The 20,556-nt window shown below is 59.9% G+C and carries 10 protein-coding genes, 1 rRNA gene and 1 pseudogene; 4 read left to right on the forward strand and 8 right to left on the reverse strand.

Annotated elements, in window-relative coordinates; translation table 11 throughout:
- Position 1: 1 nt before the first annotated feature.
- Together rrf and ACP7BN_RS27375 are read left to right on the forward strand one after the other, a co-directional pair.
- Positions 2-117, forward strand: a 5S ribosomal RNA gene (rrf, locus tag ACP7BN_RS27370).
- Between the two features lie 309 nt (positions 118-426).
- Positions 427-2,307 carry a methyl-accepting chemotaxis protein gene (locus ACP7BN_RS27375; protein ID WP_426206925.1) on the forward strand — a complete coding sequence of 627 codons (1,881 nt, stop codon included), beginning with the start codon at positions 427-429 and terminating at the stop codon, positions 2,305-2,307.
- 58 nt (positions 2,308-2,365) lie between these two features.
- On the opposite strand, the gene ACP7BN_RS27380 is transcribed toward ACP7BN_RS27375, so the two are convergent.
- From ACP7BN_RS27380 to ACP7BN_RS27405, 6 genes are all read right to left on the reverse strand, one after another.
- Positions 2,366-2,833, reverse strand: a complete 468-nt coding sequence (locus ACP7BN_RS27380; RefSeq protein ID WP_426206927.1) for an SRPBCC family protein — start codon at positions 2,831-2,833, stop codon at positions 2,366-2,368.
- A 22-nt stretch (positions 2,834-2,855) separates the two neighbouring features.
- The gene (locus ACP7BN_RS27385; RefSeq protein WP_426206928.1) at positions 2,856-6,245 is read right to left on the reverse strand and encodes a non-ribosomal peptide synthetase; all 3,390 of its coding nucleotides are present in this window, start codon (positions 6,243-6,245) and stop codon (positions 2,856-2,858) included.
- A 13-nt stretch (positions 6,246-6,258) separates the two neighbouring features.
- Positions 6,259-7,188: a diiron oxygenase gene (locus tag ACP7BN_RS27390; RefSeq protein ID WP_426206930.1), complete on the reverse strand. Its 930-nt coding sequence runs from the start codon at positions 7,186-7,188 to the stop codon at positions 6,259-6,261.
- Entirely contained in the window at positions 7,185-7,958 is a 774-nt protein-coding gene (locus tag ACP7BN_RS27395) for a DUF3050 domain-containing protein (protein ID WP_426206932.1), read from the reverse strand. The genes ACP7BN_RS27390 and ACP7BN_RS27395 overlap by 4 nt, the downstream gene beginning before the upstream one ends.
- Positions 7,959-8,213: 255 nt before the next feature.
- Positions 8,214-8,579: a hypothetical protein gene (locus tag ACP7BN_RS27400; protein ID WP_426206933.1), complete on the reverse strand. Its 366-nt coding sequence runs from the start codon at positions 8,577-8,579 to the stop codon at positions 8,214-8,216.
- A 136-nt stretch (positions 8,580-8,715) separates the two neighbouring features.
- Complete coding sequence (locus ACP7BN_RS27405; RefSeq protein WP_426206934.1) at positions 8,716-9,426, reverse strand: GntR family transcriptional regulator; 711 nt, start codon at positions 9,424-9,426, stop codon at positions 8,716-8,718.
- A 198-nt stretch (positions 9,427-9,624) separates the two neighbouring features.
- On the opposite strand from ACP7BN_RS27405, the gene lapG reads away from it, so the two are divergent.
- Together lapG and lapD are read left to right on the forward strand one after the other, a co-directional pair.
- Positions 9,625-10,317 (forward strand): cysteine protease LapG, encoded by a 693-nt coding sequence (gene lapG / locus ACP7BN_RS27410; protein WP_426206936.1) that lies wholly within the window; start codon positions 9,625-9,627, stop codon positions 10,315-10,317.
- A 14-nt stretch (positions 10,318-10,331) separates the two neighbouring features.
- Positions 10,332-12,278: a cyclic di-GMP receptor LapD gene (gene lapD / locus ACP7BN_RS27415; protein WP_426206937.1), complete on the forward strand. Its 1,947-nt coding sequence runs from the start codon at positions 10,332-10,334 to the stop codon at positions 12,276-12,278.
- A gap of 193 nt (positions 12,279-12,471) precedes the next feature.
- On the opposite strand, the gene ACP7BN_RS27420 is transcribed toward lapD, so the two are convergent.
- Both ACP7BN_RS27420 and ACP7BN_RS27425 read right to left on the reverse strand, forming a co-directional pair.
- A complete protein-coding gene (locus ACP7BN_RS27420; protein WP_420651010.1) occupies positions 12,472-12,810 on the reverse strand; it encodes a tryptophan synthase subunit beta in 339 nt (112 codons plus the stop codon).
- A 147-nt stretch (positions 12,811-12,957) separates the two neighbouring features.
- A pseudogene (locus ACP7BN_RS27425) lies at positions 12,958-20,556 on the reverse strand (LapA family giant adhesin); the annotation flags it as partial.

The raw sequence follows: 20,556 nt of genomic DNA on the forward strand, positions 1-20,556 counted from the left end.
TCTTGACGACCATAGAGCATTGGAACCACCTGATCCCATCCCGAACTCAGCAGTGAAACGATGCATCGCCGATGGTAGTGTGGGGTTTCCCCATGTGAGAGTAGGTCATCGTCAAGATTGAATTCCGAAACCCCAATTGCGAAAGCGATTGGGGTTTTGTCATTTCAGGCTGCGTGAAATCCAGTTGTTCAGGAGCGACAGCCATTCAACAATCCCGGATGACCGCTCTGGCCCGCCGTTCAGCGGGAATCCTGCATAAAATCCATTCATTTCCTACGCGAGCCTAAGATTTCTTCGAAACGTGCCGAAAAACTAGTGAGACATGCGTGCACCAAAGTTGAGCAGCCATAAGAACGCTGCCTTCGCTGTACATGGAATGTTGCATCCCGGAACGCATCCCCACTTTTGCATAAGAAGTCCCATGAAATGAATCTCAAGTTCAGCCATAAAATCCTGTTGGCCGCCTCGGGCGTCGTGGTCCTGGCGTTCGCGCTGTTCACGTTGTACAACGACTATCTGCAGCGGAACACCATTCGCCAGAACCTGCAGTCCTCTGTGCAGCAGGCCGGCGATCTGACCGCCAGCAGTGTGCAGAACTGGATGAGCGGACGAATTCTGGTGCTGGAAAACCTCGCCCAGAACGTTGCCCATCAAGGCAAGGACGCGGACTATCCCGGCCTGGTCGATCAGCCTGCATTCACCTCGAACTTTCAGTTCACCTACGTCGGTCAGGCCAACGGTGTGTTCACCCAGCGTCCTGATGCGAAGATGCCGGACGGTTACGATCCGCGTCAGCGCCCTTGGTACAAGCAAGCGGTAGCCGCCGATAAAACCATGCTCACCCCGCCATACATGGCAGCGGTTGGCGGGCTGGTAGTGACCATCGCCATGCCGGTGAAGAAGAACGGCGAACTGCTTGGCGTAGTTGGCGGTGACCTGAGTCTGGAAACCTTGGTGAAGATCATCAACTCGGTGGACTTCGGCGGCATTGGCCACGCGTTTCTGGTCAGCGGCGACGGTCAGGTGATCGTCAGCCCGGACAAAGATCAGGTGATGAAAAACCTGAAAGACATCTATCCGAACTCCAGTGTGCGCATCGAGAAGGGCAACCAGAACGTGATGCTCAACGGTCAGGAGCGGATCCTGTCGTTCACCCCCGTCACCGGTTTACCGAATGCCGAGTGGTACATCGGTCTGTCGATCGATCGCGACAAAGCCTACGCCGCGCTCAGCCAATTCCGTACTTCCGCTCTGATCGCGATGTTCGTTGCAGTGGCAGCGATTGCGGTATTCCTGAGCTTGCTGATCACCGTACTGATGCGTCCACTGATCACCATGGGCCGCGCCATGCAGGACATCGCGCAAGGCGAAGGCGACCTGACCCGACGTTTGTCGGTGGAAAGCAAAGACGAATTCGGCGAACTGGGCAGCTCATTCAACCAGTTTGTGGAGCGGATCCACGCTTCGATTTCTGAAGTGTCCTCGGCGACTCGTCATGTACATGACCTGTCGCAACGCGTGATGGCATCGTCCAACGCCTCGATTGTCGGCTCCGACGAGCAAAGCGCACGCACCAACAGCGTGGCCGCCGCGATCAATGAGTTGGGTGCCGCCACCCAGGAAATCGCCCGTAACGCCGCCGATGCTTCGCAGCACGCCAGCGGCGCCAGCGAGCAGGCCGATGACGGTCGCCAAGTGGTTGAACAAACCATTCAAGCGATGACCGAGCTGTCGCAAAAAATCAGCCTGTCGTGCACGCAGATCGAAACCCTGAATGCCAGCACTGACAACATCGGGCACATTCTCGATGTGATCAAAGGCATCTCCCAGCAAACCAATCTGCTGGCACTCAACGCGGCCATTGAAGCAGCACGTGCCGGTGAAGCCGGTCGCGGTTTTGCGGTAGTGGCGGACGAGGTGCGTAACCTTGCTCACCGTACCCAGGAATCGGCTGAAGAGATTCACAAGATGATCACTTCGCTGCAGGTCGGATCGCGTGAAGCGGTGACCACGATGAACGCCAGTCAGGTGTCCAGCGAACAGAGCGTGGAAGTGGCCAATCAGGCCGGTCTGCGTCTGGTCAGCGTGACCCAGCGTATCGGCGAAATCGACGGCATGAACCAATCGGTGGCAGCCGCGACCGAAGAGCAGACTGCCGTGGTTGAAACCCTCAACGTCGACGTTAACCAGATCAATCTGCTGAACCAGCAGAGTGTGGCCAACCTCAATGAAACGTTGAAGGATTGCGATGCGTTGTCGCAACAGGCCAACCGTCTGAAGCAGTTGGTCGATAGCTTCAAGATCTGATCAAACGCGCTGAAAATCAGCCCGCTGCGGAGTGATCCGCAGCGGGCTTTTTCATGCATTACACAAACAGCTTCTGCACATTGCCCATCGCATCATCGGCAAACCCCTGCACAAAATCCTTGAACCCTGGCAACGCCTCCGACCCACCGCTGGCCGGCTCGGCGATGATCGTCCAGGTCGCCCGCGACTTGCCTGCGCCCAAGGCTTCGACGTTCATTGCTGCCCACAGGTTGGCCACGCCCAAGGTGTTGTAGATCGTGGTCCAGGTCATGCTCAACGCCTGGTCGTCGCGCGAGTTGAGTTGCTCGACCACCAGGTTGCCGTCCTTGAAGAATTTCTTGCGCAGCGATGCCACGCCTTCGCCGGTCATTTCGATGTGCGACAGCGCAGGAATGAAACGGTCAAAGCCGTCGAACTTTCCGACTACTGCCCACACCTGGGCAGCATCCACCGGCACTTCTACCGAAGACACAACGTGGCAGCCGTGCGGGTTTTTGATCAGGGTATCCGGTTGCAGATTGCTCATGGTGTTGCTCCTTTTTGTGAGTTCAGATGAAGTTGATTTGTTTCAGGTAATCGCAACCCCGGCGCAGCAGCGCCGGCGATTTCTCCGGGTAGTGCGCGCCCATCTGCTGGACGCCGGCCTGAGCGTTGGCGTGGCCGATCAGCGAGATGTCGCCGATGTCTTCTTCGAAGCCGTTGAGGTAGAAACCGAGTACGCCGAACAGTGCGTTATCCGCATCGACCCGGCCCAGTTGTTGTTGCCAGTCGGCGACGCTGACCAACGAAAATTGACTGCCGGTTTCGCGGAACGAAGCGACGTACGCATCCCAACTCAACGGCTCGGGGTTATGCAGGTTGAACACTGCATGCTCGGGCGAGTAACGGCTGGCGTGGAAGGCAATGAAACGCGCGAGAAAATCCACCGGCATCAGGTCGAAATTCAGCGCGAAGGCCGGTACCTGGCCGAGCTGAATCGAGCCTTTGAGCATCAGCATCAAACGGTTTTTGTGCGGCTGACAGACGCCGCTCAAACTGTTGAAACTGATGTTGCCGGGCCGATACAGATTGACCCGCACCCCACGCTCGCGCGCTCGTCCGAGGATGCGTTCGCCGACCCATTTCGACAGGTTGTAACCGTTGCGAATGTAGATCGGCGGCGTGGTTGCGGCGGGCAGTTCCAGCACTCGGCCCTCAGCGTCGACGGTGCTTGAAGCGGACAAGGTCGAGACGAAATTGAAGACCTTTTTGCTGCGTCCTTCGCACAGGCGCAGGAGGGCAAAAATCGGCTCGACGTTGTCTGCTGCCAGCGACTCGTAATCGAGGACGTGATTGACGTTGGCGGCGTTGTGCACCAGTGCACCGAACTCGCGATCCAGCCGCTCGAACACCGCATCGTCCAGACCCAGTTGTGGCCGGGAAATGTCCGCCGCATAGACCCGCACCCGACTCAGATCCAGATGCTCGAGACGGTTCTCGCGCAGCGCCTCGGTAAAGCGTTGCGCGGCGGTTTTGCCGCCACCATCACGCACCAGACACGCCACTTCGCTGGCGCCCCAACCGAGCAGCGCTTCGACGATATGCACACCGACAAAACTGTTGGCACCGGTAACGATCACCTTGTGCACATCGCCCATACGACTGATCGGCAACGGCTCGACATCCAGTTCACGTTCGGCGTCGGCCATCGCCTGCGCGCTGAGTACAGCGGCGTCATCGGTGCCGCGTACCAGTGTCGCGAGCTTGATGATGGTCGGCAGTTCGATGAAGCGATTGATCGAGATGCTGCGGCCGAATTCTTCGCGCAGACGCAGCAACATGCGTGACAGCAGAATCGAATGACCGCCGAGATTGAAGAAGCTTTCGTCGGTGGAAATATCGCCGGTCGGCAGCTCTAGCAATTCGCCCCAGATCTCCAGCAGCAATGCTTCGTCGGCGTTTGCCGGCAGGCATTTCGGGCCGCTGTCCTGCACGCTGACCGGCAGTGCCAGCAACGCCTTGCGATCGACTTTGCCATTGGCGGCGAACGGCATGTTTGGCAACTCAGTCCACGCCACCGGTTGCATGTAGTCTGGCAAGAACTGCTGGGCGTGCTCCTTCAGTGCATCGCGGGCGACGTCTGATTGTGGCTGGGCGAAAAACGCCAGAATCCGGCGCTGACTGTCGATCACCACGGCGATCTGCCGATACAGCTGACTCTCGCGCAGGCAGCGTTCAATTTCTTCCGGCTCGACCCGGAACCCGCGAATTTTGACCTGGTTGTCACGCCGCCCGCACAGCTCGATCCCATGCTCTCCCCAGCGCGCCATGTCGCCGCTGCGATAAGCGCGTAGTGCTTTGCCGTCCGGCAAATCGAGGGTCAGATAACGTTCGGCGGTCTGCTGCGGATTGTTCAGGTAACCCAGGCACACGCCGGGGCCGACGATGAACAATTCGCCAACGGTTTGCTCGGGCACCGGTTGCAGATCATCGTCGAGGATCAGCACCTGACTGTTGGCAATCGGCCCGCCGAGGCTGCGATTGCTGTCGCCGGGTTTCAGCTCTCGCGCGGTGATCAGCACCGTGGCTTCGGTGGGGCCGTAGAGGTTGTGCAGTTTGCCTTGCCGCGTCAGTTGCTCGATCACGAACGGCTCGCAGACATCGCCGCCGGTCATCACCTGCCCGACGCTTTGCAGCTGTTCCAGCGGCAAGATGCTCAGCAGCGCCGGCGGCAGGAAGGCGTGGGTTAGATGGCGACGACGAATCAACGCGACCAGTTGCAATGGATCGCGGCGCTGATTGTCGTCGGGCACCACCAGCTCCGCGCCCTCCACCAGACTCGGGAAGATGTCGATCAGTGACGAGTCGAAACTCAGCGAAGAGAACTGCAACACGCGGCTGTCGCCGCTCAACTGCACGTAATCGGCGTACCACGCGGTGAAGTGCGCAAGGTTGGCCTGACTGAGCAAAACACCTTTCGGATGCCCGGTGGTGCCCGAGGTGTAGAGCGCCATGCACGGAGCATCGGGTCCGGGGCGCCTAAGCATCAGCGGCTGGGTTAGATCGGCTTCGGCGCTGTCGATCTGGCTGACATCCAGCCCCGGCATCGATTCACTCAGCGGATGCTCGCCATCGTGCAGCAACAGCAGCGCCCCGGCGTTGTGCAAAATGTATTGCTGGCGCTGCAATGGATGACTCGGTTCGAGCGGCAGGTACACCGCGCCGCTGCCGAGAATCGCCAGAATCGCAGCGAACAGCGCCTCGGATTTTGGCAGGCAGATCCCCACCACCCACGGTTGCGGGTGCTGCTCGAGCACCGGCAGCAGACGCTGCTGAATTGCCCGGCTGTGCGCATGCAATTGGTGGTAGCTGATTGACTGCTCGGCGAGGTGCAGCGCCGGTCGTTCGGCGTGGTGGATCAGGCTCTGTTCAATCCGCTCGATCACCGGCGTTCGCGCCTGTTGCAGCAGCGCTGGATTAGCCGTGGCGTTGAGTCGATGAACATAGGCCAGACCATCGAGAAACAGCAGGTTTTCCACCCGCTCGAAGTCCGGCGCCGTGGCCGTCGTCGCTTGCCGAAAGTATTCGGCATCGCGGGAGAAACGGCTGACCAGCAACGCCACCTCGTCCACCACTTGCGCCAACGTGCGTTGGCGCAATGCCTGGCCATTGCCGGACGGCTCGTCGGCGATCGGCACGCGACTGAGCAGCATCGTGTTGTGCAGGCACAGCAGATCGAGCATCGGCAAGCCGCCGACGCCGGTTTCACCAATCCCCAGGCGCAAGGTCAGTTGCGGGGTGTGGACGAAATCAGTCGGCGCACAGGTGCCGTCATCGATCACCAGGTCCGCCGCTAGATCAGCGTTGCTCAGCAATGTATGACCGTGTTGTTCGAGCTCCTGCGCCAGGTCGGTCAAGGCCTGGCTGCGGCCCGTCAGCAAAATGTCGAGACGTCTCATGTCAGCCTCCAGGTCAAACCAGATAGTCGCGCAGGGCGTGCTGCACGCAGGGCGTGTCGAGCAGCGAGCTGTTGTGGAAGAACCGCACGATGTTGCCCACCAGCGGGTGATGGCGATTGATCGGGAAGGCCAAGCTGGCCATCTCGTCCTTGAGCGCGTGGCGCGTGGCGTCGTTGACTGGCAGGGCATCGATCAGGCGCAGGTCGAAAGCTTTCTGGATGTCGTTGGTCAGGTAGTGGCCGATGAACACCGGCAGAATCTGCGCGATGCTTTCGCGATCGGCATCGCTCGCGGTGTGCCAGTAGATGCGCACCATGCGCGCCCAGAAACTTGAATGGCGGCCCTCGTCGAGCAGGTGATCGGCCATCAAACCCTTGATCGACGGTTTGACCGTATCGTCGCGGGCAAACGCCGCGACATCGCCGGTCACGGTGTTTTCGGCGATGGCCACGCAGATCAGTTCGACTGCGCTGCGCAGGTGTTCCGGCGCGAGTCCAACGGCGGCGGGTATCGCGCGACTCAGTTCGATTTCATCCGGCAACTCGATAGGTGTGATGCCGGTCATGGCCACCGTCTGCTGCATGAAGTCCATCGCTACCAGCGCGTGGTAATCCTCGTCCACCACCACGGTCATGGCGTCGTAACGGCAGGCGAACGGGAACGGCACGGCGAAGCGGTTTTTGGCGATGCTGCGCGCAGTCTTGTCGACGATTTCCGTCTCGAAAATCACTACATCGTTGATGAATTTGTACAGCGTCTGCACCAGTGCGAAATCACGCTGCTCCGGGCATTCGCGCAGGAAGGTCTGGCTTAGCACCAGTGGTTGGCGACTGAGCGGATAGATCAGGCGTGCGTCGTCCTCCAGCACGCGCCTTGGACGGGTGCGGATGGTCGCGCGGCTTTCCCAGGCGTCGGCGAAGGATTGGTAGTCGGCGGCGTTCATTCGGCCACCTCTGCCACACGTTCGCGCATGCTCAGACGCAAACCGTCCCACAGCGCGATGCGGCTTTCCACGGCGGCCACGGCGCTCGCATAGACCTCGGCCTGACGCTGCGGATCGCCATCGACCAAACGCTCCAGCAATTGCTCGGCGGCCGGGCCGTGGTCTTCGGAATCGACCTCGATGTGCCGTTCCAGGTAATAGCGAAAGGTCGGCGCCTGTTCGACGCCGATGCCCCAGGCGTCGAGCATGCGTTGGAACATGGTCGGGATCACGCTCTCGCGGCCATGCAGAAACGCGGCGGCCACGCTGTGCCCCGGTGCATGCAGCGCGGTGTGCAAAGTGTCGCGGACGAATTGCGCGGCGGCCGGGTCGACATCGACGCTTTGCAGCGCCACGTCATAGCTCACGCCTTCCTGCTGCAGGGCGACGAAGCGCTCTACCGCTGCAGTGTTCGCACCGACTTCGCGCATCGCGTCCAGGTACAGCTCGAAATGACTGTAATGCCCGTGTGACAGTCGATCATCGGACTCTTCACCGAGGACGATTTCGTTGATCAGACGCGCGGCATGTGGATCGCGCGGCGGCAACCACGGCAATCGTGTGCAGGTCAGTTCCTGTTGCAGGCGTTTGGTCAGCGACATGAAGTCCCAAACGGCGAAGACGTGGGTTTCCATGAATCGTTGAAGTACCGTCAGCGAATCGATTTCAGAGAAGATCGGATGAACACTGAGTTCAGCTTTCTTCAGAGCGAGTTGTTCTTTAGTTGGCATGTTGGCGAGCCTCTGGCTTATAGGGGAATAGGGACTGCATAATCAATGGCTAACAACGGTGGATATATATTTCAGGCGAGCGACAGCCTCATTCAGTTCGATGAGAATTTAAGCTTTGAATAATCGACTAACCCCGAGTCATCGGCGTGTAGCTACTGCACATGGGGGCGCTACTGCTCGCTGCTGCCAGGCTGATACGGCAAGTTCAAACTTGGCGAGTAAAAAGCTAATACATCACAAAACAACTTAACAAGTTTATTTTGAATTATTTTTAGTTGGCTGTTTTTCAAGTGTGAGTGGGTCTGATAAAACTTTCTTATTAAGTTTTATTTGGGCGAAGTTGCTCCTTTCGGCGATAAGTGGCCAAAATTGATTAATAAGAGTGAATGCCTCACTCGAAGCAACTTTCCAATTAAAAGATCGAAATGATTTGAGGGGATGAAGTGGGCGTGCAACGGCGCCGGTTCTTCCTTTTCCCGTGACAAGGCTCCTTCCGTAGGTTCCTGGTGCGAGGACTGCTGCCGTGGCGGCGCGTCCCCGTTCTTTATTGGGTTGACAAATCAAGGGTGCGCGTAAATCAGCGCCGCCGCTATCGTCGGAAATGACTTCGTTGCGGTGCAAATAACGGGTTGTTTTGAGCTGAGGGGAGGTTAGAGCGCAGGCGCCGATGTGCCACGGCTATTCACGGTGGCAGGCGAGGGGATTTGTAAGCGGGTTATTCGCCGGGTAGGCGTTGTCGCGTAACCCGACAGGGGGATCAGTGTGCCGCTCGGCGGCTTTGCGTGCTGGATTCGGCGAGGTAGCGGGTGATCACCTCGACACCACGGTTGAGATGCTGCTCAAGCAGTTGCACGGCGAGTTCTACATCACGCTCTTTCACGGCTTGCAGCAGTGCGCGGTGATCATCCTGCGAGAGCTTGCCCAGACCCATGGCCTCGAGATTGAAGCGCAGGAAGCGTTCTTCTTCATTCAGGCCTTCTTCCACCAGACGCAGCAAGCGACGGTTGGGTGCCTTGCTGTACAGCGCCATGTGGAACAGTCGATTCAGCCGACCGATTTCGGTGTAGTTGTGCTCGGTTTCCAGTTCTTCGATGTAGCTGGCCGCCTGCTCGTGGTCGGCGGCGGTGAGCAGGTTGATCGACTGGCGCAGCGCCTCGGACTCGAGCAGGATGCGCAGTTCATAGGTTTCGGCGGCATCGCCCTGGATCAGCGGCGCGACCACCGCACCTTTATGGGCAACCACATTCAACAGCCCTTGGGCTTCGAGCTGACGTAACGCTTCACGCACCGGCATGCGGCTGACACCGAACAGATCCGCCAGGTCCTGCTGACGCACTGCAGTGCCGCAGGGCAAACGACCGTCGAGGATCGCGGCGCGCAGGGTTTCTTCGATGACCGAACGCGCCAGATGCGCAGGAATCGGGCTGTCGACTTTGATGCTATGCAGCGGCTTGGGCTTCTGTGTCACGACTACGCACCCTGAATGACTACCGAATTTGGATCCAAAGGACACTAGTGACTGCTCTACAAGTTGTCAAACCGTGTAGAAGAACCTGGTCACATTTGCAGTTTAGCGCGCTACCGATGATCTCATGGTGCCATTGTTTTTTGCTGGGCTAACCTTCACCATCAAACGCTTTCCTCCCTACCCCTTGAGTGCCTTGTATTGGCGGTACGATTCGCGATCCCACGGACTGTGCGCTGGCTAGGCTGCGCGCTGCTGCTGGCCGGCGTTATGCTGGGCGGTCTGCATGCCGATTGGGATTTTTCCACAATCAGTCGTAAGGCCACTGCGCTGTATGGGCCATTGGGCGCGGGGCAGCAGCGCATTGATGCCTGGCAAAATCTGTTGGCCACGCAGAAGCAGGGCAGCGAGCTGGAAAAGCTCAAGGTGGTTAACCTGTTTTTCAACAAGCAGGTGCGTTACGTCGAAGACATCGACCTGTGGCGCGAGGTGGATTATTGGGAAACCCCTATCGAAGCCTTGTGGAAAGGTGCCGGCGACTGCGAAGACTATGCGATCGCCAAGTATTTCAGTCTGCGCCATCTCGGGGTGGCCAGTGACAAGTTGCGCATCACCTACGTCAAGGCGTTGCGCCAGAACCGCGCGCACATGGTTCTGACTTACTATTCCAGCCCCGACGCCATGCCGCTGGTGCTCGACAGCCTGATCGATCCGATCAAGCCGGCGGCGGAGCGAACCGATTTGCTGCCGGTCTATTCTTTCAATGCGGAAGGCCTGTATCTGCCGGGCGCCAAGGGCAATAAAAAGGTCGGCGATACCAAACGTCTGTCACGCTGGCAGGATGTGCTGAAAAAAATGCAGGCCGAAGGATTCCCGGTCGAGACGACTAACTAGGAGCACGCGCTCAGATGTCCTTGTTCAAACAGCTGTTGATCGCTATCTGTCTGTTCCTGGTGGTCGCCTTCACCGGCAGCTTCATGGTCAGTCTGGAGAGCTCGCGCACCCAGTACGTCAACCAGTTGCGCTCGCACGCCCAGGACGCCGCTACGGCGCTGGCGTTGTCGCTGACGCCGAATATCGATGATCCGGCAATGGTCGAGCTGCTCGTCAGTTCGATTTTCGACAGTGGCTATTACGCGAGTATCCGCGTGGTCGATGTGAAGACCGATCAGACCATCGTCGAGCGCAGTGGTATTCCCGAGGTGAGCAACGTGCCGGACTGGTTCGTCAAACTGATTGGCCTCGAGCCGGCCGGTGGCGATGCGTTGGTCAGCCGTGGCTGGGAGCAGGCGGCGCGGGTCGAAGTGGTGAGCCATCCGATGTTTGCGCTGGCGAAACTCTGGCAGAGCGCGCTGGGCAGCCTCGGCTGGCTGCTGGTGTGCGGCGCGGTCAGTGCGGTGCTCGGCGCGCTGTTGCTGCGCCGCCAGTTGAAGCCGCTGGATTACATGGTCAAGCAATCCCACGCCATCGCCCGTCGCGAGTTCCTCAGCCTGCCGGATCTGCCGCGCACTCCTGAACTGCGCCGTGTGGTGCTGGCGATGAATCAAATGGTCGAGAAGCTCAAGGCGTTGTTTCAAGAACAGGCAGAGCGCAGTGAAAAACTGCGCACCGAGTCGTATCAGGACAACCTCACCGGGCTGGCCAACCGACGCTATTTCGAAATGCAGCTCAACGCCCGAGTGAGCAATCCGGAACAGGCCAGCTCAGGTTATCTGCTGTTGTTGCGGGTCAAGGATCTGGCGGGTCTCAACCAGCGCCTTGGCGGTCAGCGTGCTGACGAATTGCTCAAAGCGGTGGGCGAGCAATTGTCCCGCGAGTGCGCCAAATACCCGGAAACCCAGAATCTGGTCACGCGTATCCGTGGCGGCGAATTTGCCGTGCTGGCGCCGGGTCTGACCCGTGAAGAAGCGCTGCAACTGGCGCAAAGCCTCGACAGCGCACTGAGCAGCCTGCATGCGACCGGCGCCACCGACGTCGCGGCGGTGGCCTCCATCGGGCTGGCGCCGTTCGTTCATGGCGACTCTCCGCAATCCGTGCTGAGTCTCGGCGATCAAGCGCTGGCGCAGGCCGAAGGGCAAGGCGAACAGAACTGGGCGTGTCTCGATCAGAGCCTGGTGGCAGATGTCGGCGACGATCATCACGCCTGGCATCGCTTGCTCGATCAGGCGTTGAATCAGCGACGTTTCGAGCTGTTCTTCCAACCGGTAGTCGCGGCGCAGGACACGCAACTGGTGCTGCATTACAAAGTGCTGTCGCGCCTGCTCGACGAGCAGGGTCAGACCATTCCCGCCGGGCGTTTCCTGCCGTGGCTGGAGCGCTTCGGCTGGACTGCGCGGCTTGATCGACTGATGCTCGAGCGCGTGCTGGAGCAAATGGCCGGGCACGAAGAGTCGCTGGCGCTGAACCTGTCTTCGGCAACCCTGGCTGATCCGCAGGCGCTGAACAAAGTCTTCGAAATTCTCCGCGCACATTCCAATCTTGGCCCGCGCCTGACCCTGGAAATCGGCGAAGAGCAATTGCCGGAACAGTCGGTGCTGGAAGATTTGACCCGTCGCCTGCGCGAACTTGGCTTCTCACTGAGCCTGCAACGTTTCGGCGGACGCTTCAGCATGATCGGCAACCTGGCGCGGCTGGGGCTGGCGTACTTGAAGATTGACGGCAGCTACATTCGGGCGATCGATCAGGAGAGCGACAAACGTCTGTTCATCGAGGCGATCCAGCGGGCGGCACACAGTATTGATCTGCCGTTGATTGCCGAGCGGGTGGAGACTGAGGGGGAGTTTTCGGTGCTTCGCGAGATGGGGTTGTATGGGGTTCAGGGGCAGTTGTTCGGTGAGCCGAAGCCTTGGCGGTGAGTCACAAAAAAGCAGCCCTCACCCTAGCCCTCTCCCAGAGGTAGAGGGAACTGACCGTAGGATATTGACGTGATCCGCCGACTTGAACGATATGTTGTGAATCCATAATCGACTCGAGTTTTCAAGCCGATGTATAACCTGAGACAAAGCGGTCGGCCCCCTCTCCCTCCGGGAGAGGGCTGGGGTGAGGGGATCAGATCAACCCGGTCTCTTCTTCATCAATCAACCCGCCCAACCCGCCCAGCGCTTCCCGCGCCTGGGTTCGATCCATCAACTTGGCCTGCGCCGCCGGCGGCAGGTCAGTCACGCGGATCACGCCTTTCTGGGTCAGCACCTGAATCAGGTCGTCGAGTACCCGGATCATCTCAAAGTCGCTCTGCTTGAGCTGTTTGAGGCTGTTTTCCACGGCTTCGTTGGCGTACCACGCTTGGATTTCGTGGTTGTCGGCAGGCAGCGTTTCCGTGGCCTCGGCGTAGGCCGCAGCTTCCACGCGAATCAGTTCGCCCTGCGCATCGCGTTGCACGTAAAACATTGAGCATCCCTCAGATATGAACCAGCGTCATGCTGTCAGCAGCATAGCCAACTGCGCGCGAGTATGCGGTGCGCCGAGCGAATCGTCACCGGGGCGACGGGCGCAAACGTAACGGCCGCCCCATTGGGGCGGCCGTTTGTTCATGCATCAGCTGTTGTTGTGGTCGACCTTGATGGTCGGGTCGCTACCCGCGATCAAGTTGTGAATGTTGGCGCTCGACCAGTTATTGCCTTCCAGTTTGATCGTCACGTCCGGCGTGGCGGCTGCCGCGTCGGCCGAGTTGAACTTGCCGCCCGAGCTGACTTGCAGCGACGACACGCCGTCGACCGTGCTGATCTTGAGGAAGTTGTCGATGGTGCTGCCGGTCTCGCCCTGCAGCAGATCGCGCAGGTCGATACGGTCACCTTCGCTGGCCTTGAAGTCCTTGATCACGTCGTTGCCAGTGTCACCGGATTTCCAGACGAACGTGTCGCCACCGGAACCACCGATCAGGATGTCGTTACCAGGACCACCCATCAGCGTGTCATTGCCAGTGCCGCCGAGCAGGATGTCATTGCCCTTGCCGCCGTCGAGCGTGTCGTTACCGCCTGCGCCGAACAGGATGTCATTGCCCGCGCCGCCCAGCAGCGTGTCGTTGCCGTCATGCGAACCGGATACATCGAACGCCTGATAGTGCTCGGTGATGTACTGGTGCACGTTGCTGGTGGTGACTTTGCTGACATCGACGCCGGTTTCCTTGGCGACGAACGCCTGCATCGCCTGATAACCCTCGCCAGCAATGCCGTTGAAGCTCACCAGATCGCCAAACAGGATGTCGTTGCCGTCGCCGCCATTGACCGTGTCGGAACCCGGCAGCGTCGCTTCGGTGTGCCCGATGATCGAGTTGGCCAGGTCCTTCGGATCGATGTTGGTTTGCGGCGTCTTGTCCGAATCGTACGGTTTCAGGTCGTTGAGGCTGACACCGCTGTTGAGGCCGATGGCTTCGACGTTCGACAGATTGCTCAGCAAGGTGAAGCTGCTGCCGGAGTTGCTGGTGGTGTAGTAATCGGTGCTGCTACCAGTGCCCGCCAGGCCGGAGAACTCAAAGGTTCCGTCGCCCTGAGCATGCAGCGTGCCGAAGTTCTGATACGACCAGCTATTACCCGACTTGGTCCACACCGTCACAGCACCCGCTGCAGTGATATCAATCTGGTGCGTGCTGTCCGGAGTCAGGCTGACCGCGGTACCCAACTTGTAGTTGGTGGTGGTGATCAGGCTGTCGAGGGTTTTGTTGCCGTACAGGTACGGATTGGTCGACTCGCCGGTCTGGTAGTAGGTCGGCTGGCCATCGGTGATGAAGTACGTGAGGTTCTTCGCCCCGGTGTTGGCAACCGCTTCAGCGCTCTGGAAGAAGTTGGCCGTGGTTTTGAACACGTCTTCATAGTTGGTGCCACCGCCGGACGACATAGAGTCCAACACTGCCTTGAGCTTGGTCAGGGCGTTCGGATCGTTGAGGTTCACCGACACTGACTGTTTGACCTGAGTATCGAAGTCCACCAGGAAGATGTTCACCGTACCCGAGTTGCCGCCCATGCTTTGCTTGAGGGTGTTGAACACCGAAGTCAGCGAGTCCTTGGCCGCGTTAAGCGACGAAGTGCTCATGCTGCCCGAGCTGTCGACCATGAACGCGATGTTGTAGTTGGTGCCCGGCACCACGGTCAGGCCACCGATGTCGGCGACGACAATGTCGTTGCCATCGGTGCCGACGACAGTGTCGTCAGCCGAGGTGGCGGTGATGGCGTTGTACACCGCTGGCACCACGGTGACCGGGATGGTCGCAGTGCTGCTGGCCGATCCGCCGACGGCTTCGGTCGAAGTCGAGGTCACGGTCAGGTTGAACTGGCCGTTGTAATACGTCGGCGGGGTCACGGTCAGGCTGCCGAGGTTCCAGCCGGTGACGTTGGCTTCGCCGTTGCTCGCGGTCACGGTGAAGCTGTGGCCCGCGCCGTCGCTGAGAACCGAGCCGACTGGCGCGCCGCTGATTTTCACGCTCAGGGTTTCCGAACCGTCGGTGTCGGTCAGCGCAGTGCTGATCGACGACAGTTTCACCGTGGTGCCTTCGGCGCCGGTGTTGAGTTTGTAGCCGTCGTAATAACCTTCGCCATTAGTGCCGTGCAGATCCGACACGGTCACACCGGCGTTCGCCAGATCCTTCACGCCGGTGTACAGCGGCACGCCGGCGCTGCTCAGGTCGATCGGCGTGCTGCCGTTTACCGACAGGTCAACGTTATAGCTACCAGGGCCGCTCTGGTTGTGGTGGTAGATGTCCAGCGTGTAGTAGCCGCTGGTGGTCGGGGTGAACGAACCATTGATCGCACCGCCCGCGCCCCAGGTACCCGAGGCCACGTTCTTGCCACCAATGGTGATCAACAGGCTGTCATCGGCGATGCCGCTGAAGGTGTAGGTTTTGCCGGCTTCGAGGTAAATCAGGCCGGAAGTTTTCGACGCGGTGCCCGCAGTCACGCCGCCGTCGGACTGAACGTTGTTCACTGTCCCACTGGAGTTCGGCTTACCTGCGCCGTCGATCACGTTTTTCAGCGTGGTCGAATCTGCCCCATTGCCGTTGGTGCCGAGGCCCGACAGGCCGGTCCAGACTTCCTTGATCAGCCCGGTGGATTTCACGCTGTTATCAGCGACGTTCAGAGTCGGAGCATCCGCCACTGGCGTGATGTCGATCTTGATCGTGCCGGTGTTGCCCAGCGCCTGGCCATCGGTTGGCTGGAATTTGATCTGCGCGTAGTCAGCCTGGTTGTTGCCCAGACCGTTGCCGCCGTAACCGTTGACACCCGACTCGTTGGCATCCGGCATGAAGCGCAGTTTGCCGGCGTCGATATCAGCCTTGCTGAAGGTCTGATTGTTGGCCACGTCTTTCCAGGTCGAACCGTCCAGATACTGCAGTTTGCCTTCGCCCGGCAGCTGGGTGATTTTCACGCCGAGACTGGCGGCCGGGCTGTCGACGTCACTGACGCCGAAGGTCGACCAGCCGAGGATCAGCGGCGTGTCTTCGGTGCCAGTGACATTGACCGGTGCAGCCACCGGAGCATCGTTGACTGCCACCACGTTGACCGTGGTGGTCGCGGTGTTGGAGTAGTTGCTGCCATCAGTCACGGTCACGGTGATGATCCGCGGCACGGTGCTCGGGTCGTCACTGCTGTTGGTGAAGCTGATGTTCTTGATCGCTTGCATGTAGTCAGCGAGCGTCGCGTTGCCCGACAGCGTCAAGGTCACGGTGCCGTTGGTGCTGTTGGCATTAATGGTGATGCCGTTGACGCTGTTGCCCAGGTTCAGCGCATCGCCGTCCTGACGGTTGGTCAGCACCACGGTCGCGCCGGTCAGCATGGTGCTGTCCGGGTCGGTGATCTTCAGGTCGGTGTCGGCAATCGACACGCCCGCGCCCGGCGTATTTTCGGTGAAGGTCACCTTGTAATCGGCACCGGTAGCGCCGCTGGAATTGTTGGCATCGAGGTCGATGACCGGCGGCGCATCGTTGTCGATGATCGAAGTGCTGACGCTGCCATTGGTGGCGCTGACCGCAAGATTTTCGAAGTTGCCACCAGTCGCCGAATCGATCTTGACCACGAAGTTCTCGGTGCCTTCGGTGATCTTGTCATCGATGGTCGCGACGTTGAAGGTCGCGGTGCTCGCGCCTGCCGGGATCTTCACGGTGTACACACCGGTGAAGTCCGAACCGTCGGCGGCGGTGCCGCTGTAGACGATTTTCAGGGTCACGTCGGTCTGCGCCGGGTGGGTCAGGCTGACGGTGTAGCTGGCGGTCTGGCCTTCGGTCACCGAGGTGCTGCCAGTGATGCTGACTTGAGCAGTGTCGATGGTGTCGGTGACATTGGTCACGGCTGGTGCGGTGCTTGGGACCAGGTTTTCGAAGTTGCCACCGGTGGCGGTGCTGATGGTTGCTTGCACGGTTCCGGCGTCTTTGTAGACGTCGTCTGCCGGAGCCGGGACAGACACGGTGCCAGTAGTTTTACCGGCTTCGATGGTAATCACGGCGCCGTTGCTCAGGGTTACCGTCACTGGCGAGCCAGCAGCGTTGGTCAACGTCGCGGTGTAGATGATCGAACCACCCTCGGCGACCGAATTGGTAGCGGTCAGCGACAGGTTAGTGGTGTCGACGGTGTCGGTCACAGTGGTGCTGACCGGAGTCTTGTCGGCTACGAGGTTTTCGAAGTTGCCACCGGTCACGGTGGTGATCGAGTTGGTGATCGGTGCGTGACCGGTCAACGCATCGTTCGACGCGGTAGCTGTCGCGGTGCCAGTGGTCTGGCCGACGCCGATGGTGATGGTCTGGCCGTTGGCCAGGGTCACGACGACAGGCGAGCCGGTCACTGGGGCGCCTACGGTAGCGGTGTAAGTGACGGTGCCACCTTCAGCCACGGTGCCGCTTGCGGTCAGCTTCACGCCCGTGGTGTCGATGGTATCGGTGACGCTGGTTACGGCTGGTGTGGTGCTTGGCACCAGATTCTCGAAGTTGCCACCGGTGGCGGTGCTGATGGTTGCTTGCACGGTGCCGGCGTCTTTGTAAACGTCGTCGGATGGTGCTGGGACGGTCACGGTGCCGGTGGTTTTGCCGGCGTCGATGGTGATGACAGCGCCGTTCGACAAGGTCACGGTGACTGGCGAGCCAGCAGCGTTGGTCAACGTCGCGGTGTAGATGATCGAACCACCCTCGGCGACCGAATTGGTAGCGGTCAGCGACAGGTTAGTGGTGTCGACGGTGTCGGTCACAGTGGTGCTGACCGGAGTCTTGTCGGCTACGAGGTTTTCGAAGTTGCCACCGGTCACGGTGGTGATCGAGTTGGTGATCGGTGCGTGACCGGTCAACGCATCGTTCGACGCGGTAGCTGTCGCGGTGCCAGTGGTCTGGCCGACGCCGATGGTGATGGTCTGGCCGTTGGCCAGGGTCACGGTCACAGGCGAACCAGTCACAGGTGCGCCGACAGTCGCGGTGTAAGTGACAGTGCCACCTTCAGCCACGGTGCCGGTCGCAGTCAGCTTAACGCCCGTGGTGTCGATGGTGTCGGTGACGCTGGTCACGGCTGGCGTTGTGCTTGGCACCAGGTTTTCGAAGTTGCCACCGGTGGCGGTGCTGATCGTGGCCTGCACGCTGCCGGCGTCTTTGTAGACGTCGTCGGATGGTGCTGGGACGGTCACGGTGCCGGTGGTTTTACCGGCGTCGATGGTGATGACAGCACCGTTCGACAAGGTCACGGTGACTGGCGAGCCAGCCGCGTTGGTCAGTGTCGCGGTGTAAGTAATCTGGCCACCCTCTGCCACGGAACCGGTCGCGCTGAGCGAGAGGTTGGTGGTGTCGACGGTGTCGGTCACAGTGGTGCTGACCGGAGTCTTGTCGGCTACGAGATTTTCGAAGTTGCCACCGGTCACGGTGGTGATCGAGTTGGTGATCGGTGCGTGACCGGTCAACGCATCGTTCGACGCGGTAGTGGTCGCGGTGCCAGTGGTCTGGCCAACGCCGATGGTAATGGTCGAGCCATTGGCCAAGGTTACGGTGACAGGCGAACCGGTGACTGGCGCGCCAACAGTTGCGGTGTAGGTGACGGTGCCACCTTCAGCGACGGTCGTGTCGGCCGTCAGTTTCACCGTCGAAGTGTCGATAGTGTCAGTAACTTCGGTAACAGCCGGAACGGTGCTTGGCACCAGGTTTTCGAAATTGCCACCGGTGGCAGTGCTGATGGTGGCCTGCACGCTGCCGGCGTCTTTGTAGACGTCGTCGGATGGCGCTGGGACGGTCACGGTGCCAGTGGTTTTGCCGGCGTCGATGGTGATGACAGCACCGTTCGACAAGGTCACGGTAACCGGCGAGCCGGCAGCGTTGGTCAGCGTCGCGGTATAGGTGATCTGGCCACCCTCGGCCACAGACCCCGTGGCGCTCAGCGACAAGTTGGTGGTATCGACCGTGTCGGTCACGGTGGTGCTGACAGGGGTTTTATCCGCCACGAGGTTTTCGTAGTTGCCGCCAGTCACATTGGTGATCGAGTTGGTCAGAGGCGCGTTGCCGGTCAGCGCATCGTTCGGCGCGGTGGTGGTCACGGTGCCGGTGGTCTGGCCGACGCCGATGGTAATGGTCGAGCCATTGGCCAGGGTCACGGTCACCGGCGAACCGGTTACTGGCGCGCCAACAGTCGCGGTGTAGGTGACGGTGCCACCTTCAGCCACAGTTGTATCGGCAGTCAGTTTGACGGTCGAAGTGTCGATGGTGTCGGTCACTTCGGTAACGGCCGGAACGGTGCTTGGAACCAGGTTTTCGAAGTTGCCGCCAGTAGCGGTGCTGATCGTGGCCTGCACGCTGCCGGCGTCTTTGTAGACGTCGTCGGATGGCGCTGGGACGGTCACGGTGCCAGTGGTTTTGCCGGCATCGATGGTGATCACGGCGCCGTTGCTCAACGTCACAGTGACTGGTGAGCCAGCGACATTAGTCAGTGTCGCGGTGTAAGTAATCTGGCCACCCTCTGCCACGGAACCGGTCGCGCTGAGCGACAAGTTGGTGGTGTCGACGGTGTCGGTGACGGTGGTGCTGACCGGCGTCTTATCGGCTACGAGGTTCTCGTAGTTGCCGCCCGTCACGCCAGTGATCGAGTTGGTCAGCGATGCCTGACCCGTCAACGCATCGTTCGGCGCGGTGGTGGTCACAGTGCCAGTGGTTTTACCCACTTCGATGGTAATGGTCGAGCCATTGGCCAGGGTCACGGTCACCGGCGAACCGGTTACTGGCGCACCGACCGTAGCGGTGTAGGTGACGGTGCCACCTTCAGCAACAGTTGTATCGGCAGTCAGTTTCACCGTTGAAGTGTCAATGGTATCGGTGACTTCGGTGACGGCTGGAACGGTGCTCGGAACCAGGTTCTCGAAGTTGCCGCCGGTGGCAGTGCTGATGGTTGCCTGCACGCTACCGGCGTCTTTGTAGACGTCGTCGGATGGAGCTGGAACGGTCACGGTGCCAGTGGTTTTGCCGGCATCGATAGTGATCACAGCACCGTTCGACAAGGTCACGGTGACTGGCGAGCCAGCGGCGTTAGTCAGGGTTGCGGTGTAGATGATCGAGCCACCCTCGGCCACGGAACCAGTCGCGCTCAGAGACAGATTGGTGGTGTCGACGGTGTCGGTAACTGTCGTGCTGACCGGAGTTTTGTCGGCTACGAGGTTTTCGAAGTTGCCGCCCGTCACGCCAGTGATCGAATTGGTCAGCGATGCCTGACCGGTCAACGCATCGTTCGGCGCGGTGGTGGTCACGGTACCGGTGGTCTGGCCGACGCCGATGGTAATGGTCGAGCCATTGGCCAGGGTCACGGTCACCGGCGAACCGGTTACTGGCGCACCGACCGTAGCGGTGTAGGTGACGGTGCCACCCTCGGCCACAGTTGTATCGGCAGTCAGTTTGACAGTCGAAGTGTCAATGGTGTCGCTCACTTCGGTAACCGCTGGCGTGGTGCTTGGCACCAGGTTCTCGAAGTTGCCGCCAGTCGCGGTGCTGATCGTGGCCTGCACGCTGCCGGCGTCTTTGTAAACGTCATCGGTTGGTGCTGGAACAGTCACGGTGCCGGTGGTTTTACCCGCTTCGATAGTGATCACAGCACCGTTCGACAGAGTCACGGTGACTGGCGAACCCGCAGCGTTGGTCAGCGTGGCGGTGTAGACAATCGAACCACCTTCAGCCACGGAATCGGTCGCGCTCAG

This window comes from Pseudomonas sp. TWP3-1 (assembly GCF_049896625.1).
Lineage (GTDB): Bacteria > Pseudomonadota > Gammaproteobacteria > Pseudomonadales > Pseudomonadaceae > Aquipseudomonas.